This is a genomic window from Bacillus sp. Xin1 (assembly GCF_013314535.1).
Classification (GTDB): Bacteria; Bacillota; Bacilli; order Bacillales; family Bacillaceae_G; genus Bacillus_A.
The window spans coordinates 213,663-240,571 of sequence record NZ_JABUAE010000003.1; the positions used below are offsets into that span (position 1 = coordinate 213,663).

Genomic DNA, 26,909 nt, shown 5'->3' on the forward strand with positions numbered 1-26,909 from the left:
CCCAATAACCTATCCTAATTTATTTCCATAGGATATTTTCCACATGGTAAATATCGGTAATATTAGTCTACCATAGATTACTTGACAATCTATAATACAGGCCGTTTTTTACACATGCTTCTCCCCGAAATAACCTTATAAAGGTGATCCTTTTAATTCAACGAATCTTCTATTGCTTTTCATACAAATTATCAAGACTGCTATTCTCTATTCGTTTCATCCATTCCCTGACTAAACTCTCAAATAACTCAGGTTGTTCAATTTGTAAGTTGTGACCAGCCATATCTAAAACAGCAAATGTTGCTCGTGGATACTCTTCTATAACCTCTAATAAATCTTGATATCCTACAATTATATCTTGTCTCCCAGCGAGTAAAAGAACTGGTTTGTCGTATTTTTGTCCATCTGTATTGCATGATAACGTATAATTACTTTGAAGTGTTTCTACAAACTTTGTATTAGCTGTTGTAAGCCCTGGTTTGATTTCTTCTTTATACCGATTATATGTATATTCATTTGCTATCACTGCTAGCTCACAAAATTCCTTTCTTTCATCCGATGAAAGTTTATTTAAAAATTCATCATCACTTATAATCCTATTATGCTTTGGAACTGTTCTAGCTTTATGAACCGCAATTATAACAGGGCATATGAGCAATAAACCATCTACTCGCTGAGACATTTTTGAAAGTATTGCTCTAGATAAATATCCGCCATATGATTCTCCCACGAGAAGGAAATTTTCATCGGGAATAATTTTTTCAATAACTAAAATCAAGACATCCAATAAAACATCAGAACTGTTTATCCAATTAGGTGCAGTCGATTTTCCCATACCTGGTAAATCAATATAAATGCGCTTATAACCTGCATGTCTATGAAACACTGATTCCATACATCCCATCATCAACCTATGATCGACAGAACATCCGTGGAATAGAATTACAGGTTTTCCCTCACCAATTATTTCATAATATATTTGTGCATCTTTAATGTGGCATATCATTAGAAATCCTCCTTATAAAAAACTTTCGATTTCATTTCTTCATTCAACTTAGACCGTGCTTTAAAGGCTGATTTACAGCCAATAAAGTTTAACATAATAAGTTAAGCACTTTTTCTAGAGGTAATCTATTAAAAAAAGAACTTTGTATCCAATTAACAGAATATACGTTCTTATTATATAGCACTTAAGCAATAACTGACAACTTTGATTTTTCAGTTTTCATTGTCTTTACTTACAAATAAAGGGTCTATATCATAGCATTGCCTAATTATTTTGCAATTTGGTCATATAACAAAAAGAACAAGTTTTATATAAAACTTGTTCTTTTCCAAGCATAGTATTTACACATGCACAGCATGCCCTATCGCCCGTAACACAGCTTCATGAATTGCCTCTGATAACGTTGGATGCGCTGCGATAAAATCTCTCATGATATCAGCTGTTACTTCCGTATGAAGCATGACAGTTCCTTGTCCAATTAGTTCCGTTGCACGAGCCCCCACAATCGAAATCCCAACAATCTCTTGATACTTCGGCTCAACAATTACTTTCACTTTTCCAATTTGTTCTCCTAGAATAAGCGCTTTTCCGTTTGCGTTAAATGGAAATTCGTCAACGAGAATATCTCCATATTGATTACGTGCATCTTTTTCAGTTAAACCAACACTTGCGATTTCCGGTGCTGTATAGATGCATCGCGGTACTGCGTGATAATTCACTTTCGCTTCTTCACCACACGTATGTAGTGCAGCTGTAGCTCCTTCATGGAAAGCGACATGAGCAAGCTGGATTCCACCAATAATATCACCTGCTGCGTAAATATGTGAAACGTTCGTTTGCATGTGTTCATTTACAGGAATGCCTTTACTCGAAAATTCTATGCCCGCTGTTTCAAGTCCCAATTCATTCACACGTGGTTTTCTACCAACTGAAACAAGAACATACTCTGGATTTAGTTCATGAGAGCCCTCCTTATTTTCAAACAATGCTTGTTTCTTATGATTATTCAAACCTTTCAAGCTTGTTTCAGTAAAAATTTGAACACCATCACCCTCTAGTTTTTCTCTTAAAATACTTGCGATATCTTCATCTTCACCAGGCAAAATTTGCGATGCCATTTCAACAATTGTTACTTTTGTCCCAAGCCTACTATAAATACTAGCAAACTCACACCCGATAACACCCCCACCAACAATCAGTAATGATGTTGGTATATATTCCAGGGACATTGCATGACTACTATTTAAGATCCATTCCCCATCGAACGGTGCAAAGGGCGATTCAGTAGGCTCTGATCCAGATGCGATAATAAATTGATTCGCATCTACAGTTTCTTCTTTGCTACCCTGTATAATTTGTAAACGATGATCCGTTTGAAAGCGAGCTTTTCCTTTTATCACTTTAATTTTATTTTTCTTCATTAAATATTGAATACCTTGTACAAGCTGTGTAACGATTTTCTGTTTCCGATTTTGCATTTGTTGCCAATCAATTAAAATATCATCTTGAGGAAGCCTTACTCCAAATTCCTTTGCATGTTTCACTATATCGTGTACTTCTGCGCTTTCTAACAACGATTTTGTCGGCATACACCCTACGTTTAAACATGTACCACCAAGCACATCTTCTTCAATGAGAACAACTTCTTTCCCATTTTGAGCAGCAGTAATTGCTGCTACATATCCAGCTGGGCCCCCGCCAATTACAGCTAATTTACTCATTCTCTCACCTTCTTTTTATAAAAGAATTGTTATTGGCTCTTCTAAATATTGTTTAATCGTACGCAGAAATGCAGCGGCTGGTGCACCATCTAATACACGATGATCAAATGTTAAGCTTAAAGGTAGAATACTGCCTTTTTGTAATTTTTCTCCTCTATATACAGGAACATGTTCAATCGCTCCTACACCAAGAATTCCAGTTTCTGGCATGTTTAATACCGGTGTGAAATATTCGATTCCATACACACCTAAATTACTAATTGTAAATGTTGTACCTTGCATATCATCACTACTTAGACTACCTTCTCTTGCTTTTGCTGCAACCGTCTTAATTTCTTTAGACAATTGCACAAGCGATAAATTATTCGCAAAGCGGATTGCTGGTACAACTAGGCCATTTTCTAATGCAACTGCCATACCTAAATGAACATGTTCAAATTGATGGATTGTGTCATCGATATACGCACTATTCATTCCTTTGTGCTCCTCTAATGCTAAAACAACAGCTCGAGAAACAAAGTCTGTAATTGTTAATTTATTTTCATATCGTTTTTGAACAACTTCTGTCATTTGCTTATGTAGGACGATTAAATCTGTCACATCCACTTTCATTGTTAATGTTAATTGCGCACTGTTTTGTAAACTTGTATGCATGCGACTTGCGATCGTTTTACGCATACCAGTAACAGGAATTTGTTTACTTTGTTCTTGCTCAGCTACTTTTGGAATTGCAGTCTTTTCTTCTACCACTTTTAGAACATCGACCTTCGTAATTCTTCCTCCAGGTCCTGTTCCTACTAGCTTCGTAATATCAAGATTTTCAGCACTTGCAATTTTTTTAGCTACTGGAGAAATTTTAATTCTTTGTTTTGTTCCTTCTTTCGCATATGGTTCTGGATGCTGTACATTTTGGGTAGGCGGTTCTATTTTAGGTGCTGGATCTTCTAAAGCAGAATTCTCTTCATGCTGTGGCACTGCTTCGTTCGGTTTACCAATATAGCAAATAACAGTACCAGGAGGAACGCATTGATCCTCTCCTACCGCTATATCTAAAACAGTCCCATCCGCTGGGGCTTCAATTTCCATTTCGATTTTTTCGGAGTTAATACTTGCAATCGATTCGCCTTTCGTAACATTATCGCCTGTTTTTATATTCCAAGCTGTTACAATCCCTTCTTTCATTGCCATTCCTAATTTCGGCATTACAACTTCTACAGCCATTGTTCTCTCTCCCTTCTCATTGTTTCGTTATACATTTAATAAAGAACGGTCTCCAATCATTTCAGATACTGTTTCAATTACTTTTTCAGGTGTCGGTAAGTATAATTTTTCAAGTGGCGGTGAGAACGGAACCGGTGTATGTGGTGCTGTAATTCGTTTAATTGGTGCATCTAACAAATCAAAACCTTTATCTGCAACAATTGCCGCGATATCCGTTGCAATGCTACATCTTGGGTTCGCTTCATCAATCACAATTAAGCGATTTGTTTTTTCAACAGATGCTAAAATTGTCTCTTCATCAAGTGGTGATAAACAGCGCGGGTCAATTACTTCTACCTCAAGCCCTTTTTTCGTTAACTTCTCTGCGGCCTCTAATGCCGTATGGACTTGTTTTCCAATTGCTACAATTGTCACATCGGATCCTTTTCGCTTAATATCCGCTTTCCCTAATGGGATTGTATAGTATTCTTCCGGAACTTCACCTTTCATGTTGTACAGCGTTTTATCTTCAAAGAAGATAACGGGATCATCATCTTCAATGGCTGCTAGTAATAAACCTTTTGCATCATATGGCGTTGACGGAACGACAACTTTAATGCCAGGAATGCTTGTAAATAACGCGTATAAACTTTGAGAATGCTGCGCTGCTGCACTAAATCCAGCGCCGTGCATCGTCCGAATTGTAACAGGCACTTTCGCTTTTCCGCCAAACATATAACGGAATTTTGCTCCTTGGTTTAACACTTGATCTAAACAGCTTCCAATAAAATCATTAAACATTAACTCAGCAATTGGACGTAATCCTGTGACAGCAGCAGCCATCGCAGCCCCCATATAACCAGCTTCAGAAATTGGCGTATCTAAAATACGCTCGAGGCCAAATTCTTGAACTAGTCCTTTTGTAACCCCAAGGACACCGCCCCATGCTTCGTCATCTTGTAAGTGATCTACTTGCGCACCGCCCGCAACATCTTCCCCCATTAAAATAACATTTTCATCACGGCGCATCGCTAATTTCATCGCTTCATTAATTGCAGTTGACATACTCTCAGTTCTAGTCATTATTCTTCACTCTCCTCTTATTTATAAGAAACATACACATCCGTTAATAATTCTTCATCAGTTGGATATGGACTCTTCTCACTAAATTCAATTGCTTTTTGTACTGCTTCATCGACTGCCTTTTCCATATTTACAAGCTCAGTTTCTGTTAATAATCCTTCATGAATTAAATGTTTACGGAAATTGACAATCGCATCTTTCTCGTTTAAATGTTCTTCTTTTTCTTCCGCTGTTTTATATGTTTGTGCTTCCCCTTCGAAGTGACCGTAATTTCGATATGTCATACATTCAATTAAAGTTGGTCCTTCTCCATTACGCGCACGTTCAACCGCTTCTTCCGCTGCTTTATATACAGCTAGAAGGTCTTTTCCATCAATGCGAACACCAGGAATATTATAAGCCTTCGCACGATCCGCAATTGATTTACAACTAGACGCATATTCAAACGGTGTAGCTTCACCGTAACCATTATTTTCAGCAACAAAGATAACTGGCAGTTTCCAAATCGCAGCTAAATTCACACCTTCATGAAACGTTCCTTCATTGTTTGCTCCATCTCCAAAGAAACAAACACTTACATCCTTTGTCCCTTTATACTTTGCTGTTAATGCAGAACCGCATGCAAGTGGAAATCCACCTCCTACAATACTGTTTGCACCAAGCATTCCTTTATCTAAATCGGCAATGTGCATAGAGCCGCCTTTTCCTTTACATAATCCAGTTGCTTTTCCGAAAAGTTCAGCCATCATACCATCTAAATCGCAACCTTTTGCAATACAATGCCCATGGCCTCTATGTGTACTTGTAATACTATCACTATCTGTTAAATGGGTACACACACCAACTGCTACCGCTTCTTCCCCAGCATATAAATGAACGAAACCTGGTAATACACCTTGCGCGAACAATTCATGCACCTTATCTTCAAATTTACGAATCTCTAACATTTTTTCGTACATCCAACGAACTTGTTCTTTTGTCATTTCATTCCCTTTACTTTCAGTTGTTTTTAACATGTTTCAGCCCTCCTATTTTCTTGTTCACCTTTTAAACTGCAAGTATCGTGCCAAATTTAAAACGTTAGAATGCTAGGCTTTTTCTCTTTTTAAAAGAGAAAAAAGTGGACATAATGAGACAATTGTCTCGTTATGTCCACTTTTGTTCACAGTGTTAGAAAACAATAAAAATAAACGAATTTAAAACGCCACTTACCGCCCGTTAATACGGGATAAAAACAGCCCCCTTCAATACCGAAGAGAGCTGTTTTTATCTTTTATATAGTAAACTTTATTTTTTTAATTAACAATTTTAATTACCACACAACAATTATTATTGTCGCAACGTATTCTTATGATTGAGTATTGTATTTTTCGGATCCCGAATCAACTTTCTGTACAAAAGCAAACTATTAATCTGTAAAATTCTCACTTACTTCTTCGGTACCAACTCTTTTGCAGCTTCCGAATATAAATAATTTGACCAATATGATGTGCGTTATGAGTTGTTACATTTGCCAGTACTTCCCACCACTTTGCAGACATAGGAAGTCCATCTACATCACTTTCAACTTTTTCTTCAGTTAATAGATTTTGCCATTGCAACAGTACCTCTAGTAGCTGCTCTCTCAAATTATCAAATGTTTGATCATCCGGAACTATAAAGCTTTTACTATTATCCTCGATGGAAGGAACGGCATTAACATGAGATTTATTATATCTAGTTTGCCATGTTGTATTCCAATAAAATAGATGCTGTACAATTTCAGCAATACTATTACACCCTTCATTAGGTTTCCAAAACGCTTCTTCCTCAGACAAATTCTTAACTGATTCTGAGAACGGAAGGTACCAACTAGGGTCATTGGCGTTGGCTAACAACTGATCAGATAAAACATCCTTGGCATGAAACAACTTCCCACACTCCTTCATACACTGCTTTAGATTTATTCCGATGAAAACCTAATACCCACTTCAAACATCCTAAATCTTTATATATACCGAACAAGACATATATAATATTCATTTCATTTTTCTATTTCGTTACTAGACTAATACAACCCTCTTTTTTAATTCAAATTGAGAATTACCCGTTATTACTGGCATTCGTAAATTTATTATCACACAACACATAATATTTACTATTTCACAGATACCGAATCGATACGACCTTCTATTTTCAAACGCAACCCAATAATACATAAACTAATTAAGAAACCGAGAGCACCTAACCCATATGCCGCCGCAAAGCTCACCTTTTCAATAATCCAACCTGCAATCCCTGGCCCAACCATTTGTCCTATCGCATAAAGTGAAACTTTAATCAGTGGGGTTTTCTTCATCCCCACTGATTATTAGTTGAACCAATCGGGCTTTTACGGACAGTTCATCTCCCACCTAGCTTCTTTGCTTTCGCTGAATTTTGAGGTGGGAGTGTTACTGTCCGTTAATGCGGGATAAAATACAGATATAAAACCAATCGCCATCGAATCATATTTTGGCGATACTTGCTTAGAGGCCGTAACTTGAATTAACAATAAAATCCCCCATAAACTCAATCCCAAAATGATTGCCGATATAATGTAAGAGAATAATAGATTTTCTACACGTAAATCGTTATGATGTAAGAAAAAAGAAAGTGAGCGGAAAATGAATAAAATCGCGATTATTACAGGTGCCTCCAGTGGATTTGGCCTTTTAACCACCCTTGAACTTGCGAAGAAAGACTATCTTGTCATCGCTACAATACGTAATCTTCATAAACAAACAGAATTATTATCTCAAGCGACTGCATTACACTTACAAAAAAATATCAAAATCCATCAACTAGATGTAACAGATCAAAAATCTATACATACATTTCAATCATTTTTAAAAGAATTAAAACGAATTGACCTTCTCGTCAATAACGCAGGGTATGCGAGCGGTGGATTTATAGAGGAAATTCCGGTAGAAGAATATCGCAGACAATTTGAGACAAATGTATTTGGAGCAATCTCCATAACTCAACTTGTATTACCTTATATGCGAAAACAACAAAGTGGAAAGATTATTAATGTAAGTAGTATTAGTGGCCAAGTTGGGTTTCCTGGTTTATCCCCCTATGTTTCTTCAAAATACGCATTAGAAGGTTGGAGCGAATCTCTCCGCTTAGAAGTAAAACCATTTGGGATAGATGTTTCTTTGATCGAGCCAGGTTCCTATAGCACAAACATATGGGAAGTTGGTAAAGAACTTGCTGAAAATTATGTAGAAACATCCTCTCCCTATAAAGAATATATGGATAAAATACAGAATCATATTAATAGTGGCAGCGATACATTTGGCAATCCTCTAGATGTTGCAAGAAAAATTGTAACGATTGCTGAAGCAAAACACACAACACTTCGATATCCAATTGGAAAAGGCGTAAAATTGATGATGGTTGTGAAAAAAATTCTTCCGTGGAGAGTGTGGGAGTTTCATGTACTTAGAAGTTTTAAGAAAATGAAATGATACATAATAAACAAGAGCAGTTACAAGTTTGATGTATTCAAATAAAAAGAAACTGCTCTTGTTTTTATTTCATTTAAAACAAATATATTACAGCACTGAATGAAATCATTATACATATAACCCCCAAAAAAGAAATTACATATTCCTTTGATTCTTTATCATATTTCCATTCCATAAATGTTCGAAAAACATGTAATGCGATGAAAAATATAAAAAATAAGTAACCTATATTCTTATAATCAAAATTCATTATCAAAATGAAGCTCGTGATTAAGTAAATCATAAAAATGCTAATTTCTCCCCATTTTTGAATGTTATTTACTGGCTTATATATAAAGCTATGTTTCCTAGGTATATGTAATTTTTTTCTTAACAATTTTTCAAATAAAAAAAGTGCAACAATGATGACGATTGCAAGTTTCCAAAACACGAAATCACCTCACCTCTTGATCACATTCAGCACCGTATAAATATATTAGGATAAAAAATACAGAACAAAAATGCATATGAGATAAAACAAAATAAACAAGAAAGAAATTACATATTCTTTTGATTCCCGGTTATACTTCCATTCTATCCATGTCCCAAAGCTATAAAATATAACACAAAAGATAAATAATAGATAAGTTAGAATGAGATTATTTGAAGAAAAAGAACAAATCAATATCATAACTAAAAAGGAAAAGAGAATTAACCTTTCTCCCCATTTATGAAGTTTATTAATATGTCGTGCTTTCCATCCCGTTTGCCTTGGTATCTTTAGTTGCCCTCTTATCTTTTTCTCTGAAAACCAAAATAATATGACAAGTAGAATTAATGCAATCACTTTCTCGAGAGACATCTACTCTCTCCTTCCCTTTGATTAGAGATATGTCCTTTTTGTAAGTAAATGCGATACATTATCGTATTTTGATGCTATTAAAGAAACAATTCCCTCGGGATACGTCGGTTTACCTTTCAACTCTCGTATATTTTTCCATGTAAGAATAATATTTTCATGCTCTTTATGAACTAACACTTCATTGATCTCCGTTACCAGCTTACACCAATGAAATAACGTATATTGATGATAGGAATTCCCATCAACTTGAAATATATGTTCATTTACAATCGCTAATGCTTCCACTTGAACTTGTAGATCATATTCCTCCAATAACTCCCGATTAATTGCTTCGCTTGCTGTTCCACCAAATTCAATAGATCCACCAGGAAAACGGTAAAATGTTTCTTGTTTATCACACTGAACGAGAACTCTAGAATAACCCTCATTTATGATAAGAGCTTCCGCTCGTAGTACAGGTCTTTTCATTTCTAGTCTCTTTCTAACTTTTTCTCTGGTTGATCACTCGGATAAGTAGCATACGTACAGTTTTCAAAGTCCCAGCTAATCATCGTTGCACTATCTCGTCCAAACTGATGATGTACATGTTTTAAAACATTTTGAACACATGTCGTTAATTCCAGGTTATTTTCATACATATCTTCGTATAAATGATGCGAATTTTCATAACGACGTTCTCCGCATTCTAGTACACCATCCGTTACCATGACAATTCTATTTTTCCCTTTACGTAATTCTCGAACACCAGATGAATAACAAGGAACTGGTAAAGAAAATGTATTGATCTGCCCAATCCATTCATAAAAATGACGTTGATTTAGTGCATGTTGTCCTAGTTTATGTAGCTCTTCATGCAATACGTAAACGAGACAATCCCCGATAGAAAACCACCAAATATAATTTTCTTTTCGTACACAAATCAAACAAGCTGTTTCACCTTTTACTTGCTCGCACGCCTGTTTGAACGAATCCGATTGAAAAAGTGTAAGGATATGATTTTCAACAGAACGAAATGCTGTTTCGATAGGCTCTTCTAATAAAATTTTTATATTTTCATATTCATTTTTTATTGTATGTACTACTAAAGCGACACTTTCTGCACTATTGTGTCCATCTAATATCATCGCAAATTCCCAGTCTCCATTTGACCAAACAAAAGCGCCGTCTTCATTCTTCTTTGCGCCTGCACTCGTATTTCCACCATATCTACCAAGCACTATCTCACCATGTTGCTGAACTGAAGTTTCCCCTAAATACATTTCGTCGCTACCAACCCATGAATATTGTCTGTTATTTGTTATATGCATACTCGTTCACCATATATGTTCGTATTCTTTCACATAGTTTTTATATTTTTTCTGCTTGTCCATGAGGTGCACCTTTCCAACTTGCTATCTTTGTCGGAGACCAAAATTCCTGCGGTGTATTTGGGTAACGAGGAATGAGGTGCATATGCATATGGTTTGCACCATTACCAGAAACGATAGCATATATATGTTCTGCACCCTCACGTTCTTTTAATGCTCGACTGACCCTACTTGTAACTAATCCAAAAATCTTCGCTTCCTCTTCTGTTAATTCAGCTAATCCTGGTATATGCCGTTTTATATCAATCATTACATACCCAAGATATGTTTCCTCTTCCCCCCAATGAACATGCCCTACATATACGAGTTCATCTTCATAGATCGCCCCGCCTGGCACCTTAATTTCTCCTTTATGTTTCTGACATATAAAACAGTGTTTTTCAAAGTGACTTTGTGTAGACATGTATATTCCTCTATTCCTTAAATTTACCATAATAATACCATAAAACACCGTATATTTCAGATTATTCAGAAGAAAATCATTTTATATTCCTATAATAAAATCGATGGAACAACAGCAAAATCAAGTGTGTGCACCAGCTGGAGGTTCGGTAATTGTGTGTATGTAACCCTGTTTCATTCTATACTTTCATTCAAATAAAAAACACGCATCGTAACCTCGCTTACAATGCGTGTTTCATTTCTTTTTACACTCTTTTTTTCTTATGAAATCCTTGTGTAATCCGATCTAATACAATCGCAATGACTACAATAGCTAGTCCAGCTTCAAATCCCATTCCAATATTTACTTGGGTTACAGAACGATATACATCTACCCCAAGTCCTGGTGCTCCTACAAGTGAAGCTGTAACAACCATTGATAAGGACAGCATGATGCTTTGGTTTACACCAGCCATAATAGTTCCCGTTGCGAGAGGTAACTGAACTTTAAATAACTTTTGCGATGTAGTTGAACCAAATGCATTTGCAGCTTCAATTAAATCTTCTGGCACTTGCCTAATACCAAGGTCAGTAAATCGAATTGTCGGTGGCATCGCAAAAATAACAGATGCAATAATGCCTGGAACAACGCCCACTCCAAAGAATGTAATTGCTGGGATAAGGTACACAAAGGCTGGCATTGTTTGCATAAAGTCTAACGTTGGTTTTAAAATTTTTGAAAATCGTTCATTTTGCGATGCTAAAATGCCGATTGGAATCCCAACAATAATGGAAATAATGACTGATGTAAGAACAAGTGCTAATGTTTGCATCGTTTGTCCCCAATAGTTAATGTTTAAAATAAATAATAAGCCGATTAACGTAAAAACCACTAAAGATATTTTACGTGTTGTATACCAAACGAGAAAACATACGATTATGATCATTAAAAGTGCTGGAATCACTGATAAAAGATTCGTAAGTAAATCAACAAAACCGCCAATGACATACGAAAATCCTCGAAACAGTCCTTCAAAGTTTGCATATAAACTCTCTACAAACGCATCGACCCATTCACCTAACGGAATACGAGGAATACTATTCATTTTTATTCACCTCTTCCTCAATATTTCCTGCGAGTGCTTGAATGACGCTTTCACGTTTGATAATCCCTCTTAGCCTATTTTTCTCATCAATAACTGGTAATGGAAACTTCATCTCTGCCATTTTTGCATATGTTTCTTCTAGCAATGTATCTAAATAAACATGAGAAATATCTTTTATTAACAAATCAGCAATTGGCCATTGCTTGTGTACCGCTTTGCTCGCATCATCTGCCGTTAAAATACCTAAAAATTCATGCTTTTTATTGACTACATATACAGTGGACACACCCGCATTTCTCATAATTTGCAGCGCTACACGTGGTCCACGATCAATTAATAATGTTTCTGGTCTTTTCAGAATCGATTCGGCAGTAATGACTTTTCCTAGGTTCACATCCGCAACGAATTTCTCTACGAACTCATTCGCAGGGCTCATCATAATTTCTTCAGGCGTTCCGATTTGTACAATTTCTCCATCTTTCATTAACGCAATACGATCGCCAATTCGGAGCGCTTCATCTAAATCATGCGTAATAAAAATGATTGTTTTTTCCATTTTATCTTGGAGCTCTAACAATTCATCTTGCATTTCTTTTCGAATCAGTGGATCTAATGCGCTAAATGACTCGTCCATGAGAAGAACATCTGGGTCATTCGTAAGAGCCCTTGCAATCCCAACACGTTGCTGCATTCCTCCACTTAACTGTCCCGGAAAGCTATCTTTATGATGATCTAATCCCACTAACTTAAGTGATTCCAGTGCCTTTTCTTCTCTTTCCTCTACTGGAACTCCTTGTATCTCTAAACCATAGGCAACATTTTGTATAACTGTACGATGCGGAAACAACGCAAACTTTTGAAAGACCATGCTCAGTTTTGTTCTTCTAACTCTCCTAAGCGCTTCTTTCCCCATCGTTGCAATGTCTTCTCCATCTATATAAATATGACCCGCAGTTGGTTTAATTAGCTGGTTTAACATTCGTACAAGTGTTGATTTTCCGCTTCCGGACAATCCCATAATTACAAAGATTTCCCCCGTGTTTACTTCAAAAGTGGCTTTTTTCACACCAACATTCATTCCTGTTTCTTTCAATATTTCCGATTTACTTTTTCCTTCTTTTAGTAGTGCAACTGCTCTTTGCGGGTTTTTTCCAAAAACCTTCGTTACATTTTCAACACGAACTTTTGCATTTCCCATACAACGACTCCTTTTCTGCCTATCTATTCACATAGTGTAACGATTTTAAACAGAAATATTACATAGAAATGACATAAAGTGAAACTTTAATCAGTGGGAGCGTCATCCCCACTAATTATTAGCCCTCACGAATCGAACTTTTACGAGCAATTGATTTCCTACTTAACTTTGTTGTTTTGGATAAATTTTAAGGCGAGAATATCACCGCCCATTTATATAGGATTATTAAGCTTTTTTTAAAATTCTTGTTTCCGTTCATAATAAGAAGGTTCACTTATAGATTTATTCATAAAAGCAATGCTATACAAAATGAAACAAAACAATTTTTATTTATGAAACGGGAGGATTCAATGAAACGGAAAATATGGCTTATAAGCATTTTGTTATTTATCAGCATGATTATTACCTCTTGTAATGCTACGAATGCAAATATGAAAGGGAAAATTAAACTTGGTGTAACAAGTTGGAAAGAAAATATTGCGGCAGCAAATATGTGGAAAGTTTTATTAGAACAAAAAGGCTATAAAGTTGAACTCATGTATTTAGAAAAAGCAGCCATTTGGACTGGTGTCGCCCGCGGTGATGTTGATGCAAACTTAGAAGTATGGCTTCCGGTTACCGATAAACTCTTAAATGATCGGTATAAAAATGACATTGTCTTAAAATCAAAATGGTATGAAGGAACTGGGCTTGGTTTAGTCGTCCCTTCTTATATGAAAGACATTAACAGCATCGAGGATTTAAATGCTCATAAGGATGAATTTGATAATAAGATTGTCGGTATTGAACCTGGTAGTAGCCTTATGAATTTAACGGATAAAGCAATGAAAGAATATGATATAAAGCTAAAACTTGTCCAATCCTCAGAAGCAGCAATGATGAGTGAGCTAAAAAAGGCATATACACAAAAGAAACCAATCGCTGTAACGCTTTGGAATCCACACTGGGGATTTTCAGAATTTGATTTAAAATATTTAAAAGACCCTAAGAAAGTATATGGTGAAAAAGACGACATTTATTACTCTGTACGAAAAGGATTTGAAAAAGATTATCCGGAAATTGTGAAATACTTCGATAAATGGAAAATGAATGATGAGCAACTTGGTACTTTAATGGTTATGTTAAATAAAATAAAGGATCCTGAAGAAGCTGCACGAAACTGGATTAAAAAGAATCAAGCATTAGTGGATACATGGACAAAAGATTAATTTATTATACAAAAACAGGCCAGAGATCCCAATGTTCTCTGGCCTGTTTTTGTTATTTTTTTTCAATTACAGCATCAACAATACCATATATTTTCGCTTCTTCCGCTGTCATAAAGTAGTCTCTTTCTGTATCAAGAGCTACCTTTTCAATCGGCTGACCTGTTCGATCCGATATGATTTTGTTAATATCGTGTTTTAATTTTAATATTCGTTTTGCGGTTATTTCAATCTCTGTCGCTTGCCCTTTCACTCCGCCAAGCGGCTGATGAATCATAATTTCACTATTTGGAAGCGCAAACCTTTTTCCTTTTGCTCCAGCAAGCAACAATAATGCTCCAAATGACGCTGCAAATCCCATACAAAGTGTTTGAACATCTGGTTTAATCAAATTCATCGTATCCAATATCGCAAATCCTGCTGTAGTGGAACCACCTGGGCTATTAATATAAAGAAAAATATCCTTCTCCGCATCTTCTGCTTCTAAAAATAATAACTGTGCCACTACACTACTTGCTACTTGATCGTTAATTTCTGATCCAATCATAACAATACGATCTTTTAACAACCTTGAATATATATCATAGGAGCGCTCTCCTAATTTTGTTTGTTCTACAACATACGGAATTGCATTCATCATAATCCCTCCATCTACTTTTTAAGCTGCGCACAGCATATAACCGTAAGAAGAAGGTGTTTTCGTATTGAATAGTAGTACTGGCTGCTTCGATGATAGATGTGTAAAGTCGATTGTTGGAAGAAGTTTTGTCAACAATTCGGGTCTTTGTTCACGAATAGCTGTTACAACTACTTCAACATCATCCTCCTGCCCTCCTAATTCAATCACCTCTTCTTCACTTACCGTTTTCAATCTATTTCTACTTCGAAACAACGAAGCCTTTACTGCACCTTCTGATATTGAACATATCTCCGCAATATCGGATAAACTATATTGAAAAACATCTTTTAATAAGAAGATGACGGATTGCTGTACATTTAATAAAGACAAAACTTTCTCCGCCATCTCATGCACATCAGCAATTTTTTCATGTGGTTCTTCAAATGTAATCTCCTGCTCTAATTTCTTCTTAACTGATTTTGCTTTCATTTGATCTAGCCATTGATTTCGAGCAATTTTATATAGAAGCGTAATACAAACCTCTTTATGTTCTGCACCTACATATTTTTGGAGTACTTTACAAACCGTTTCTTGGGCAAGATCTTCTCCGTCCCATTTGCTTTTTGTTAAAAACGTACAGTACCTTTTTAACTCCGCATAATTTTCAATGATAAAGTTTATATTTGAATGATTCATATCGATATGATTTTTTAACATTCGAGTTACTTTTGTGCACAAAATAACCACTCCTTTTCAGCGCTTACTTTATAAACGATTTTACCGATAAAAAAGTTACGGGTCTGATAAAAAATTTTACAACGTTTACGATTACGAAAATGGGGTCATAAATATGTTATGTAGAATTTTACATGAGGAGGCAATAATATGCCAAAATTAACCGTTATTGGTAGTGGCACGTTTGATGTAAAAGAAGGAACAAAATTAGTACTAGCACTTGAAGATAATGGTGTCAATATTCTTCATCGTTGCGGAGGGAAAGCACGTTGTACCACTTGCCGCGTTGAAATTATAGATGGAGATTTTCAGGAACCAACACATGTTGAAAAAAATGCGATTACAGAAAAAGGTATTGAAGATCATTTGCGATTGTCATGTCAAATGTACGTACATACAGACCTTACTGTTCGTCCCATATTAACAGTTGAAAATTCCGGATTAGACGCTGGACCACGACCTGCGGAATAACTTTGGGAGAATGATAATGAACTTAAAACGTTTAGCTGGTGAATACGCTGTTGATTTTATAAAAGATGGAATGAATATCGGCCTTGGCACTGGTTCCACTGTATACTGGACAATCCAAAAATTAGGACAGCTAGTCAGTGAAGGTTTAACGATTCAAGCTGTACCTACTTCAATAGAAACGAAGAATTTAGCGGAGCAACTTTCTATTCCTTTAATCTCTTTAAGTGAAATAGATTCTCTTGATCTTACGATTGATGGTGCTGATGAGATTAACCCGGATTTACAGTTAATTAAAGGGGGCGGTGGTGCTCTTCTTCGTGAAAAAATAGTTGCTGTGTCTTCTCAAAAACTAATCATAATTGCTGATGAATCAAAACTTGTAACAGATTTAGGTCTATTTCCTCTTCCTATTGAAATCGTACCGTTCGCTTGGGAACAAACTTCAAAACGAATTCAATCATTAGGTTGCCAGACGATTTTGCGTATCCAAAACAATCAACCATTTATAACAGACAATGGCAATATGATCTTAGATTGTGTTTTTCCAAACCAAATAACCAAACCGATTGAAGCTCATCAGCAATTAAAAATGATAACTGGTGTAATTGAAACTGGTTTATTTATTAATATGGTAGATACAGCGATTATTGCTACGGAAAACGGTATAAAAGAATTATAATGAAAAGGCTGGCTGTATAATTATAGTCAGCCTTTTCATTATAATTCTATTTGTTAAAACTGCTATATTGTCATATATACCTTTTCACAGAAAATCACTATATGTTTTCTCTAATTCAAGTAACCAGGGTTTCACATTCTAAAAACCAGAAAAATTAACACTAATTTCATCTAAAATAGACCATTCATCTCCCACTTTCACTTCTAAACGAAGTGAAAGTGAGAGTAGTTCAAATTATAATGTTACCTTTATTATTAAACCCAATACCCCTGTTAAAACTGCACCTATAATAATTCTCAAACTCCAAGTTGTATTCATTTTAATTTTTTCTAATTGTTTATTAATTGTCGCTATATCTTTTTTATTTATAAGTACACGCATTTCTATAAGTCGAATATCTTTTGTAAGTTCTTTAATTGTTACTTTTAAATCATCAATTTCTTCATGCAAATCTTGAATCTCTTCATCTGAACTTTTCATGTCATCACATCCTTTAAGTGAAACATCTATCTCTATATAATATGAGACAAGTTTTTCGATGTGAATGTGTATACCAATACATTTCTTAGTACATATAAAATAAAATAATAATACACCCTAGTATATAAAAGTGTATATCATTTATACTCTTATATAAATGATATAAAAACAGTATCATAATTTTCCGAACCTACCAAAAAGGACTGAATAAGTTGCAATCAAAACAAATAAAAGAAATAACTGATTTAGAAATTGCCTTTCACATTCGAAAAGAGGTATTTGTTAAAGAACAAGGTGTTCCTCTAGAAGATGAATTTGATACATTTGATACACTAAGCGATGTATGTCATCATATTTTAGTTTATTTTAACGAAATGCCTGTAGGAACTGGGCGTATTAGATTCGTTGATAACATTGGTAAACTAGAAAGAATCTGTATATTACAACCCTTCCGAAAATACGGTTTAGGTAAAATCATTATTCAAACATTAGAAGAGATTACTAGAGAAAAAGAGATCTCTAAGGTGAAACTGCATGGGCAAACACATGCAGAGGGATTTTACAATAAACTTGGTTATCAAACTTCATCGGATGTATTTATGGAAGATGGTATTCCACATATTCTTATGACGAAAGATTTATCTGTTAATAAAGTTATAAAATAATAAATTAAAATCCCTTTTCACACTTTTGAAAAGGGATTTTAAAATTTTGTTATTATACTACTGTCACACTTATAATCTATTTTGAAAAACGAATTCATAAAGCATACCAACACCAACTCCAATTGTATAAGCCAATAAATCACTCCACAAAAATCCATACCCTAATACAAGTCCCCCTAAAGTCGTTGCACGAATATTATCTATCCATTCAGAATGATATAATTGACTCATTTCAATCCCATAGCAAAATAGCAAACTCAATAAAGCAACTTTTTTGGTCCCCATTTTATGAAAAAGGAAGCCAAATCCAATAAAAATCATAAGAGCCCAGAGTGCATCTCCTAAGTAATCATTCAATAGATCTGGTAAAGCGTATGTAAATTTTCTTGATGCCAATCCTAAGATGATTACTGTTATAGTTAATACCGCATACAGTAGTCTATTTCGTTTATAATCCATTCTTAAATCCTCTCTTATCGCAACAAACTAAAAAAACATCTCTTGTGCAAGTTGTTGAAGAATATATGCATATAGATTTCGCTGTAGTTCTTCAACGAACAAATGAAATTCATCTACAATCAATAGATTCATACAACAACGCTATTCTTTCTGTGTATTTCTACATAAGAATAACGCTTTCTATGAATTATGGTATAAAGTCATCTTAGATTGATAGTAATGTGACGCTACACCTTTATTATTTTTCAGACTTCGCTTGTTCTAGAATGTATTCTTCTTCTTGCTCCGGTGTAGCTAATTCGTATGCTTTACCATTGCTAGTATTTTCCCATTCCCATAATAAATTATGCTCCTTAACCGCTTGAGAGAAATCACCTTCATACCAACGGGTCAAAATCTTGAGGTACTGTTCTTTATGTTGTAAGGTTCCACTATTACTTTCATCAACCATTCTTCGCACTTCTTCGATGTTTTCTGGAGTCATTTTGATAAATCCTTGCTTTTCCTGAGATAATACTTTTTGATGAGTCATTTTGTGCATTGTATTAATTATATGACGATCAGAATTGAGGTCAAATGTTATCTTTTCCCCTTTAACGCTCTCAGTCTGCCTTTCTTCACTGTCTGAACCTACATACGTACCCACTCTGTAACCAATAAAAATACCAGTAACTATAGTAATAACTAAGATTGATATGATTTTACTCCACTTTTTCAAATCTCTTCTCCCCTAAAAAAGAACTATATACCTATATTTATATTACGAGATTTATATAACGTATCATTTGCAATTATGTTTTTTACTAGGTACATTTAAATCCCTCTGAGAAATCTAATTTATCTCATGAAAAACAGCAATTCTTTCATTCTCAATCCTCGTTATATAACACATTAAAATCAGTAACAATTGAAACAATATTACCCTTCTCATCAATCCCCCAATAAGAAGGATAAAAACCGTCACCATAACCGGAACGGAACATAATCACATTACTTCCTGTTTCCTCACAAACTACACAGTTTCCCCATTCATCATCATGTTCTGTTAGAATATCGTCTATCAAATCATCATACAAGCTTATAAATTCGTCTCCTAATTCTTGTTGTAGCCTATCTTCTATTTCTTCTAATTTATCAATTGCTTCAACATCTGCAAAACATCCTAATCCTGTATCGACTGGGTAACCAAAAATATATCCTTCCTCTAGTTCACTTACATTCTGCCCTAGTTTTGTTGCCATCTTCCACTCAGTCACCTTTGATTCAGCTAATTTCAATTCAGCGCCCGCAATTAAGCCGTCGTTCCACCAAGCCACAACTGGATATGTACCGGGCTGAATTGTATGTTCGAAGTGATTTTTATGAAAAATAAGAGGATCACAAGCAATGATTTTCCCGGAAGTAACTTTTAAGTGCTCTAATACTTCAGAACGTAAAACCTCACTATTCGGTTTGGATAATTCATGTAGTAGTTTTGACATAATATTTCTCTTCCTTTCATTTTCTTATTCGTAGAATTTACTTAATAAAGTGTAAGGCAATCGAATGGATAAGACACCGTTTATTCCTCTCCCAAAATCTCTTTCTGCATCTTTTTCGAAAGAGACTGCAGAACTAAATCATAAGACCAATCTATCATTTTATTAATTTCCTCTTGTCCTAAGCCCTTATTTATATAAACTGTATTCCAATGCTTTTTATTCATATGATAACCAGGAATAATTGAATCCGGATATTCTTCTCGAATTCGCAATGCGACATTGGGATCACATTTCAATGTGATCGCTGCTTTTTCCCCTTTTTCATGATTTACAATCGCAAATATTTTATTATAAATTTTCATACATGTTGCATTCCATCCATCTGGAGAATCTTCCGTTACTTTTCTTTTTGAAAGGCAGTATGTACGTGTTGCTTTCAATGTTTTCTTCACCTCTTACATTTATTGATGCTCCGATTACAAAGTTACATAATATAATTATGTTATATCTCTAAACGTTTCTCTAAAAAATGCTGGCTATACCCTTTAGGATGATCCTCTACTACCCCAAACTCTCTATACCCCTGCTTCTTATAAAATTCAGGTGCTTGAAAACTAAATGAGTCAAGCAGTATTAATCTACATCCTTTTTCTTTTGCCATTTCTTCGATTTTATTTAATAATTGACTACCATACCCCTCATGGCGTACTGACTCATCCACCCATAAAAAATCAATATGAAGATGATAAAAATACATCGTTCCTGTTATGCCTCCAAATATTTTTCCAGCATCGTCTTTTACTAGAAAGCTTACATGCTCTAATGGGCTTTTCACTTCATTTGGTAGTACAGACATATTGTATTGAATTACTTTATTTTTTATATACTCACTTTCGTTTGGCGTGTACTGTTCGGTAATTTCCATATAATCATACGTCCTTTCCTAATTAATGAAATAAGGACTAAAAGTCTCTTTTACTTAAGAAACTTTTAGTCCACACTATTTAATTATCTTTATTTTTTCTAGCCGAAATGCTAACAATAAAAAATCCTTTTTCTCATATATCAATATATTCTATTTCTCTTCTAACAAACTCTTTATACAGATATCTTAAAACCTCCATTATTTTAGAATCAACTTCTTGATTCTCGTAACGATTTGGTAAATCCATTCCGCCAATCACATAAAGCAATGGATTTTCATGAAATGTTCCTAGTATACCGATATTTATAAAAGCAGTAGGTAATCCACCTGTCATATGTGCCAAACGGTAACCTGGTATTCCCTCATAGTTCCCTTGTTGTCTCACCATTCCATTTATAATTGGTTCCCATAATACCGGATTCGATTCATATCCTTGGAATATACGAATTAAAAGTTTAAGAACTTGTTTTAAGTTCCCAACGTTTTTCACATCCCTGGGGTCTTTCGTAATATTAATCTTTGAAAAAGAACTTTGAATTCTTTTATTTACTTCTTCCCATCCCCCGCAAAAGCCCACAACAGATTGTGCAATAAAATTGTCATGACATGCAATCATTACTTCCACAGCATTTCTGAGTGTTAACACTGTTCTTCCCTGCAAATGTGGATATATTTCTTTACTATCCTCTTTATAACTAAATGCTATATTGTCGATTTCATCACTCCAGCGAACCTGCTTTTCTTCAATCATTTTAGCTACAGCAAATCCAATTGCAATTTTTGCTGCCGACGCTAATGGAACCACTATATCATCATTATATAAAGCAACAATATTTTGACTTTCTGCTGAATAAACAACGATACCTACCTGACCTGATTTTATCTCCTTTATTTTCTTGATTACTTCCTCCATTTGTACGCCTCTTCTCGATTTCGTTTTATCCCTTTCAGTATTTCGATAATACGAATCAAAAATCCTTTTATGAGGTTAACAAATGTATTCTATTATTTTTGTTCTAACTCTACCGGTAAAACATAGACGCCAATTCATATTTTATATCCGCAGCAACCAATGACGGATCAATGAAAAGTAATACCAACTCCTTTTCCGCACGAAAATGCTTTTCTGCAACTTCAAGCGATTGTTCTAAAAAAGAACAATGAATAAACCCTTCTTTTGTAAGTGAGTCTTCAATTATTTCTCTTTTTATTTTTGCTACTTCCCATGCATTTTTTCTCATTATCTTTGTAATCATATTCGATCTCCTTCTTCCCTATTATTAAAAAAACAAGAGGATTTTCTCGCTTATTACTTGAAAATCCTCTTAAACAGCTTCTATTTACTTTCATAAAACTCTTCTTGTATTCCTTGAATTAACGGTGATGCTTCTCCAGAATAGAAAATCCGTAATTCATGAAGTGCTCTCGTACATCCAACATATAATAATTTAGCATCATGCTTTGTTCCTTTATAATGCATAGCATCTACATCTATAAGTAATACAGCATCGAATTCTAAACCTTTTGCCAAATAGACAGGTACAACTGAAATACCACCTTCATATTTACTTTGGTTCGCTTCGATAACATTAACAGTGATTCCTGCAGCTGTTAACTTCTCATATATATCACGGCACTCATCATCTGTTCTACCTATTACAGCAATCGTCTTCACATTTTCACGTTGCATTTTTTGTAGTGTTTTTACACTCTCCGCAAATTGATCGTCTGTAGAAATAACCTTTACTTTCTCACCACTACGAAAAACAGGAGTTGCAAGCCCTACCGGAATGTCCGCGTTTTTAATGACTTCATTTGCAAACTCAATAATTTCTTTTGTAGAACGATAACTTCTCGTCAATTCATAGTAACCTGTTTCTTGAAACACTTCTTTAAAGTCATTCCAGTCTTCAATTCCTTGATAATCATATATCGCTTGCGATAAATCTCCTAAAATCGTAAACGAGTTACCCATTGTAATCTCTTTTAGAATACAAATTTGGAAGGGTGAAAAATCTTGCGCTTCATCTATTACAACATGGTGGAATTTTTGCCCGATTTCAATACCTGCCAATCGATAGTGAATATGAATAAGAGGCGCTAAATCTTCTACATACACTTCTTTTTTACGGCAATTTTTTTCTGTTTCTTGAACAAGTTCTTCAGGCAAAAGTTCTAATATTTCTTTTTGCTTCATCATCAAACTATAAAATGCTAACGGGCTCATTTTAGGCCAAAATTTCATATAGGCATTTAGTCTCTTTGTAGCTTCTTTTTTTAATTCCTTTTTCTTGTTCGTTCCTTCAAACTTCTTGAGTTCGATCTCAATCCAGCGCTTTATCCGACCAACTAATCGTTCTCTACGCTTCGCTAATGGATAGTGCTTATATTCAACTTGCATCCATTTTTTGATCTCTTCTACTGTAATAATAGCTTGATCCCATGCCTCAAAATCTTTTTCTGGCACTAAATTCTCTTCAAAGTGAATTATACTTTTTTCAATAAATCCCTTGAATTTCATCGTTCCTTTTAATTTACCAAGCATAACCTTTTTATCATCGCGATTTATTGAAAAAGCTTCTTTCAATTTTTCTTCCGTATCTTTTAACTTCACTGCATCATCTAATGTGCGCAGTGCCCAATCTTGAAATGTTGTTTGTTTAATATTTCCGACGCCAAGTTCAGGAAGTACACTAGAGATATAATCTAAAAACAAACTGTTGGGAGCAAATACAATCATTCGTTCCGCCTCAAGCTGCTCACGATATTCATAAATTAAAAAAGCAAGGCGATGTAAAGCGATTGTTGTTTTCCCGCTCCCTGCAACTCCTTGAATCAAAAGTGGTAAATTCTTCTCTGCACGAATAATATCATTTTGTTCCGATTGTATCGTTGAAACGATATCTTTTAATTTGTTATCTTTATTTTCACCTAATCGATATAGAAGAAAATCATCTGCAAGAGATACATCTTCACTTCCTTTTACATATGTATCAACAACACGTTCTAGTTCTCTTTTACGAATGGCAATGTTTCTTTTTAAATACACATCGCCTTCCACTAATCCATCTGGTGAATGATAAAAAGCCAGTTCTTCACCACCAGTAAATGAATAAAACATACTCGCAACAGGTGCACGCCAGTCAATAACAATTGGTTTCATCGTTTCTTCATCCGACACCCCTACTTTACCAATGTAAATTGGCATTGGCTCGTCTTGTCCATCTTCCTGAAAATCTAACCGTCCAAAGTATGGATCTTGCACACCAACACGTAAGTTTCTTCGACTTGACTCCCTCATACTTTCAAGGATTTGCTCTTTAAAATCCTCTCCATAATAAACTGGAACCTTTTCTAGTTTATCTAACTGCTCATCCATTGTAGATAAAGTTTCTTTCATCCGCTGTAATTCTTCTTCAAATATGTTGCTCATTATGATGACTCCCTCCTGTCCGTTCGAAATTTTCAGTCGAAATATAATTGTATAAAAAATACATTTACAAAGTCAATAGTTTAATTAAGAATTTTCTAAAATATAAAAGAGGCAAAGAGTGAATCCTTTGCCTCTTTTATAAAAATGATGTTAATCTGAATAAAACATTATTTTCATTTCATATATTCAGACATAATTATATCATGTTGCAACATTGTTTCGGTCTCTACGGAAAACACTGTATCAGCATCTTCTTTCTTATCTACAAGAATACCACGAGCCTTTCCATGTAGAATGAATAAGTCATATAAATGTGGTTTCATTAAAGATGTTAAAGCTTTCCCCATTAGTACAATTCCTTTCTCATTACCATCCACATTGTTCGCATACATCGGGTACTGTTTTAACTCGATATCAGCCCATATCATTTTATTTTCCTTTAAGTCAAAGATAATTGGTATTGAAATTGTCGAGTTACTTGTTAAATCTAAGCGATCTATCACACTTCGTGGGTCAAATATTTCTCCTGACTGCGGTTTGCTTCGCAACATCCAGCCTGCAAAGCAAACTGGCAATTCTGCAAATAAATGTCCTGTAAAAGAAAAAACGTTCATTACAACATATCTTCCGCCACAATCTCGAATCGATTGTATATCTAAGTCTATGAATTCACATGCTCCTTTTGGCGCAGATGTAATATCCCCACTATGAGCACCTTGAAATAAATTTGATTTAAGAGCCGTGTAATCAATATGCGTCATATAGTTCCAATCATCTCCGTATAAAACAGCTGATAAGTCAATATCTACTCGACCCGTTTTCTTTCCATCTACTATCCCTTCGCTCCAATATAAAAAGAAACGAAGTGTATGACCATTTGCTATTGGTTCAACACTACCTCGCACGAGTGTCCGCAAACTTTTACTCGCAGAACGTTGAGAAAACGGAACCAAATATTGTTTTAAATTTGGATCCACATATACTCTTCCTAAAGAAGGAAGTGATTGAAAATGTGTACACAATGCCTCTTCAGTAATTTCCACTACCCGTCCGCATACATTCTCACTAAGTAGAGGAAGTGTATTTTCTCTTGCAAATACGTTTGCTATATTTCCTTTTGGAAAAAAGACACGCATCGGCTTTTGGTCAACACGATTTTGAAAATGTGAGTGTATTTGCAGTAGAACAGGCGTGCTGATTCGAGTGGCTATTGCACTATATTGTGATAAAATTTCTTTTATATCACCTCGGCGCAAAAATTGATCTAACCGTCTTCCGAATTCACCAGGACGTGAAGCTAAAACTTGAGCAGCTTTTGTAATATCCCCTTCGTTTAATAATGCTTCTACTTCACTTCGGTACGTGTGAATTCGCATATCATTCACGACAACATGAAATGCCGCACAAGCTTTTGGATATCGTTTTTTATATTGAAAAGGGTGTAGTTCTTTTGCTACACGCTTCCACATTTCTCTATGACGAACCATATCTTCACGCGAATCTCCACATTTCTCTATGCAAGATAAAAATAGACGACGTAATTTCCTTGGTATTCTTTGAAACTTTGTTGGAGTTGCTAAACTTACATCACCTTCACTGTATGCAACAATAAGCCGCAGCACATCTGTACATGTTTGTATGTAAGGAGCAATTAGATTAAACGATACATCACGATACTTTACAAGCGTACTTAATACCACAGCTTTATTTTCATGGTAAGGAATTTCACTTGGTAATAATTCATAGTAATATTCATAGTTTTTTAATACTTCACTTATATCTTCTTTATAATCTTGGGATAAATTACTATTGGCAGCTATACGTTCTTTTATCGTGCTTAAAAAGCCTGAAAATGTTCCAAGTGACAATACTCGCAATTCATGTTTTTCTGCAAAAGGCGGTCGCTCTATCTTTATTGTGTCTGGTCTTATTCCAAACCAATAATGCAAAATCGCATTTATATAAAGCTGACTCTCCTCCTCATCCATCACCTCTTCTGGAAAATTCGGATAAAAAGGTTTATATGTGACATGACTACCTACTCTCTCTTCTAATAGAGATAATAGATCTTGGTACCACGGCAGAAACTCCTCTATTGCTAGTAATTCTATTGCCTGCAACAGCTCAGATGAAAAAGTAAAACCTAGGCTATGAATATTCTTCAGTGCACTAGCAAGTATTGGTGCAGGAAGTGACCCGTTCCCTTCCGGAAGCATTACTTTTGATTGTTTCAAATACATTTTGTTCCATCGTTTCAATTTTTATCATCCTCTATATGTAAAAATAAAAAAATCAGGGACTAACTCTTTTGCCACTATTTGCAAAAAGCCGTTCCTGATTTTCAAAGTTAGTATGTAAAATAA

Annotated in this window: 29 protein-coding genes and 3 pseudogenes; 5 read left to right on the top strand and 27 right to left on the bottom strand. The window is 35.0% G+C overall.

Features of this window, described 5'->3' with window-relative positions; genetic code table 11:
- Nucleotides 1–169: 169 nt before the first annotated feature.
- From HRG09_RS06330 to HRG09_RS06365, 8 genes and pseudogenes are all read right to left on the bottom strand, one after another.
- Nucleotides 170–1,006, bottom strand: coding sequence for an alpha/beta fold hydrolase (locus HRG09_RS06330; protein ID WP_174099916.1), 837 nt, complete (start codon nt 1,004–1,006; stop codon nt 170–172).
- Nucleotides 1,007–1,347: 341 nt separating this feature from the next.
- Complete coding sequence (lpdA, locus tag HRG09_RS06335; protein WP_174099917.1) at nt 1,348–2,727, bottom strand: dihydrolipoyl dehydrogenase; 1,380 nt, start codon at nt 2,725–2,727, stop codon at nt 1,348–1,350.
- A 15-nt stretch (nt 2,728–2,742) separates the two neighbouring features.
- Complete coding sequence (locus HRG09_RS06340) at nt 2,743–3,948, bottom strand: dihydrolipoamide acetyltransferase family protein (protein ID WP_174099918.1); 1,206 nt, start codon at nt 3,946–3,948, stop codon at nt 2,743–2,745.
- Nucleotides 3,949–3,975: 27 nt separating this feature from the next.
- Nucleotides 3,976–5,010, bottom strand: a complete 1,035-nt coding sequence (gene acoB, locus HRG09_RS06345) for an acetoin:2,6-dichlorophenolindophenol oxidoreductase subunit beta (RefSeq protein WP_174099919.1) — start codon at nt 5,008–5,010, stop codon at nt 3,976–3,978.
- A 17-nt stretch (nt 5,011–5,027) separates the two neighbouring features.
- Entirely contained in the window at nt 5,028–6,026 is a 999-nt protein-coding gene (locus HRG09_RS06350; RefSeq protein ID WP_174099920.1) for a thiamine pyrophosphate-dependent dehydrogenase E1 component subunit alpha, read from the bottom strand.
- A 408-nt stretch (nt 6,027–6,434) separates the two neighbouring features.
- Nucleotides 6,435–6,920 carry a DinB family protein gene (locus HRG09_RS06355; RefSeq protein ID WP_174099921.1) on the bottom strand — a complete coding sequence of 162 codons (486 nt, stop codon included), beginning with the start codon at nt 6,918–6,920 and terminating at the stop codon, nt 6,435–6,437.
- Nucleotides 6,921–7,147: 227 nt separating this feature from the next.
- Nucleotides 7,148–7,315: pseudogene (locus HRG09_RS06360) on the bottom strand (MFS transporter); the annotation flags it as partial.
- Between the two features lie 147 nt (nt 7,316–7,462).
- Nucleotides 7,463–7,588: pseudogene (locus HRG09_RS06365) on the bottom strand (MFS transporter); the annotation flags it as partial.
- A 67-nt stretch (nt 7,589–7,655) separates the two neighbouring features.
- Between HRG09_RS06365 and HRG09_RS06370 the strand changes: the two are divergent.
- Nucleotides 7,656–8,501, top strand: a complete 846-nt coding sequence (locus tag HRG09_RS06370) for an oxidoreductase (protein WP_174099922.1) — start codon at nt 7,656–7,658, stop codon at nt 8,499–8,501.
- Between the two features lie 73 nt (nt 8,502–8,574).
- Here the strand turns inward: HRG09_RS06370 and HRG09_RS06375 are convergent, their stop codons facing one another.
- The 7 genes from HRG09_RS06375 to HRG09_RS06405 all read right to left on the bottom strand — a co-directional run bounded on the left by HRG09_RS06375 (nt 8,575) and on the right by HRG09_RS06405 (nt 13,394).
- Nucleotides 8,575–8,931, bottom strand: coding sequence for a DUF4181 domain-containing protein (locus HRG09_RS06375; protein WP_174099923.1), 357 nt, complete (start codon nt 8,929–8,931; stop codon nt 8,575–8,577).
- 45 nt (nt 8,932–8,976) lie between these two features.
- Nucleotides 8,977–9,342: a DUF4181 domain-containing protein gene (locus HRG09_RS06380; RefSeq protein WP_174099924.1), complete on the bottom strand. Its 366-nt coding sequence runs from the start codon at nt 9,340–9,342 to the stop codon at nt 8,977–8,979.
- 21 nt (nt 9,343–9,363) lie between these two features.
- Nucleotides 9,364–9,810, bottom strand: a complete 447-nt coding sequence (locus HRG09_RS06385; protein WP_174099925.1) for an NUDIX domain-containing protein — start codon at nt 9,808–9,810, stop codon at nt 9,364–9,366.
- A 2-nt stretch (nt 9,811–9,812) separates the two neighbouring features.
- A complete protein-coding gene (locus HRG09_RS06390; RefSeq protein WP_174099926.1) occupies nt 9,813–10,649 on the bottom strand; it encodes a PP2C family serine/threonine-protein phosphatase in 837 nt (278 codons plus the stop codon).
- A 40-nt stretch (nt 10,650–10,689) separates the two neighbouring features.
- Nucleotides 10,690–11,112, bottom strand: coding sequence for an HIT family protein (locus HRG09_RS06395; protein WP_174099927.1), 423 nt, complete (start codon nt 11,110–11,112; stop codon nt 10,690–10,692).
- Between the two features lie 244 nt (nt 11,113–11,356).
- A complete protein-coding gene (locus HRG09_RS06400) occupies nt 11,357–12,196 on the bottom strand; it encodes an ABC transporter permease (protein WP_174099928.1) in 840 nt (279 codons plus the stop codon).
- Nucleotides 12,189–13,394, bottom strand: a complete 1,206-nt coding sequence (locus HRG09_RS06405) for a quaternary amine ABC transporter ATP-binding protein (protein WP_174099929.1) — start codon at nt 13,392–13,394, stop codon at nt 12,189–12,191. The genes HRG09_RS06400 and HRG09_RS06405 overlap by 8 nt, the downstream gene beginning before the upstream one ends.
- A 350-nt stretch (nt 13,395–13,744) precedes the next feature.
- On the opposite strand from HRG09_RS06405, the gene HRG09_RS06410 reads away from it, so the two are divergent.
- Nucleotides 13,745–14,602 (top strand): glycine betaine ABC transporter substrate-binding protein, encoded by an 858-nt coding sequence (locus tag HRG09_RS06410; RefSeq protein ID WP_174099930.1) that lies wholly within the window; start codon nt 13,745–13,747, stop codon nt 14,600–14,602.
- A 52-nt stretch (nt 14,603–14,654) separates the two neighbouring features.
- On the opposite strand, the gene clpP is transcribed toward HRG09_RS06410, so the two are convergent.
- On the bottom strand, nt 14,655–15,236 hold the full coding sequence (clpP, locus tag HRG09_RS06415; RefSeq protein ID WP_097836015.1) for an ATP-dependent Clp endopeptidase proteolytic subunit ClpP: 582 nt from the start codon (nt 15,234–15,236) through the stop codon (nt 14,655–14,657).
- A gap of 21 nt (nt 15,237–15,257) precedes the next feature.
- Nucleotides 15,258–15,956, bottom strand: a complete 699-nt coding sequence (locus HRG09_RS06420; protein ID WP_174099931.1) for an RNA polymerase subunit sigma-70 — start codon at nt 15,954–15,956, stop codon at nt 15,258–15,260.
- Nucleotides 15,957–16,103: 147 nt separating this feature from the next.
- On the opposite strand from HRG09_RS06420, the gene HRG09_RS06425 reads away from it, so the two are divergent.
- Together HRG09_RS06425 and rpiA are read left to right on the top strand one after the other, a co-directional pair.
- The gene (locus HRG09_RS06425) at nt 16,104–16,424 is read left to right on the top strand and encodes a 2Fe-2S iron-sulfur cluster-binding protein (RefSeq protein WP_174099932.1); all 321 of its coding nucleotides are present in this window, start codon (nt 16,104–16,106) and stop codon (nt 16,422–16,424) included.
- A gap of 16 nt (nt 16,425–16,440) precedes the next feature.
- Nucleotides 16,441–17,103, top strand: a complete 663-nt coding sequence (rpiA, locus tag HRG09_RS06430; RefSeq protein ID WP_174099933.1) for a ribose 5-phosphate isomerase A — start codon at nt 16,441–16,443, stop codon at nt 17,101–17,103.
- A gap of 234 nt (nt 17,104–17,337) precedes the next feature.
- Here rpiA and HRG09_RS06435 read toward each other — a convergent pair whose 3' ends face one another.
- Nucleotides 17,338–17,562 (bottom strand): hemolysin XhlA family protein, encoded by a 225-nt coding sequence (locus tag HRG09_RS06435; RefSeq protein ID WP_174099983.1) that lies wholly within the window; start codon nt 17,560–17,562, stop codon nt 17,338–17,340.
- A 233-nt stretch (nt 17,563–17,795) separates the two neighbouring features.
- Here HRG09_RS06435 and HRG09_RS06440 point away from each other — a divergent pair, with 233 nt between their 5' ends.
- Entirely contained in the window at nt 17,796–18,248 is a 453-nt protein-coding gene (locus HRG09_RS06440; protein ID WP_174099934.1) for a GNAT family N-acetyltransferase, read from the top strand.
- A gap of 69 nt (nt 18,249–18,317) precedes the next feature.
- Here the strand turns inward: HRG09_RS06440 and HRG09_RS06445 are convergent, their stop codons facing one another.
- From HRG09_RS06445 to HRG09_RS06485, 9 genes and pseudogenes are all read right to left on the bottom strand, one after another.
- Complete coding sequence (locus tag HRG09_RS06445; RefSeq protein ID WP_174099935.1) at nt 18,318–18,707, bottom strand: ribosomal maturation YjgA family protein; 390 nt, start codon at nt 18,705–18,707, stop codon at nt 18,318–18,320.
- A gap of 238 nt (nt 18,708–18,945) precedes the next feature.
- Nucleotides 18,946–19,425, bottom strand: coding sequence for a PRK06770 family protein (locus tag HRG09_RS06450; protein WP_174099936.1), 480 nt, complete (start codon nt 19,423–19,425; stop codon nt 18,946–18,948).
- 151 nt (nt 19,426–19,576) lie between these two features.
- Nucleotides 19,577–20,188 carry a DUF4241 domain-containing protein gene (locus HRG09_RS06455; RefSeq protein WP_174099937.1) on the bottom strand — a complete coding sequence of 204 codons (612 nt, stop codon included), beginning with the start codon at nt 20,186–20,188 and terminating at the stop codon, nt 19,577–19,579.
- An 80-nt stretch (nt 20,189–20,268) separates the two neighbouring features.
- A complete protein-coding gene (locus HRG09_RS06460) occupies nt 20,269–20,628 on the bottom strand; it encodes an MmcQ/YjbR family DNA-binding protein (RefSeq protein WP_174099938.1) in 360 nt (119 codons plus the stop codon).
- A gap of 62 nt (nt 20,629–20,690) precedes the next feature.
- Nucleotides 20,691–21,113, bottom strand: coding sequence for a GNAT family N-acetyltransferase (locus tag HRG09_RS06465; RefSeq protein ID WP_174099939.1), 423 nt, complete (start codon nt 21,111–21,113; stop codon nt 20,691–20,693).
- 133 nt (nt 21,114–21,246) lie between these two features.
- Nucleotides 21,247–22,026 carry a serine hydrolase gene (locus HRG09_RS06470; RefSeq protein WP_174099940.1) on the bottom strand — a complete coding sequence of 260 codons (780 nt, stop codon included), beginning with the start codon at nt 22,024–22,026 and terminating at the stop codon, nt 21,247–21,249.
- Between the two features lie 124 nt (nt 22,027–22,150).
- Nucleotides 22,151–22,369, bottom strand: a pseudogene (locus HRG09_RS06475) (DUF952 domain-containing protein); the annotation flags it as partial.
- A gap of 80 nt (nt 22,370–22,449) precedes the next feature.
- On the bottom strand, nt 22,450–24,546 hold the full coding sequence (locus tag HRG09_RS06480; RefSeq protein ID WP_174099942.1) for a HelD family protein: 2,097 nt from the start codon (nt 24,544–24,546) through the stop codon (nt 22,450–22,452).
- A 173-nt stretch (nt 24,547–24,719) separates the two neighbouring features.
- Nucleotides 24,720–26,804, bottom strand: coding sequence for a TerD family protein (locus HRG09_RS06485; protein WP_174099943.1), 2,085 nt, complete (start codon nt 26,802–26,804; stop codon nt 24,720–24,722).
- Nucleotides 26,805–26,909 lie beyond the last annotated feature (105 nt).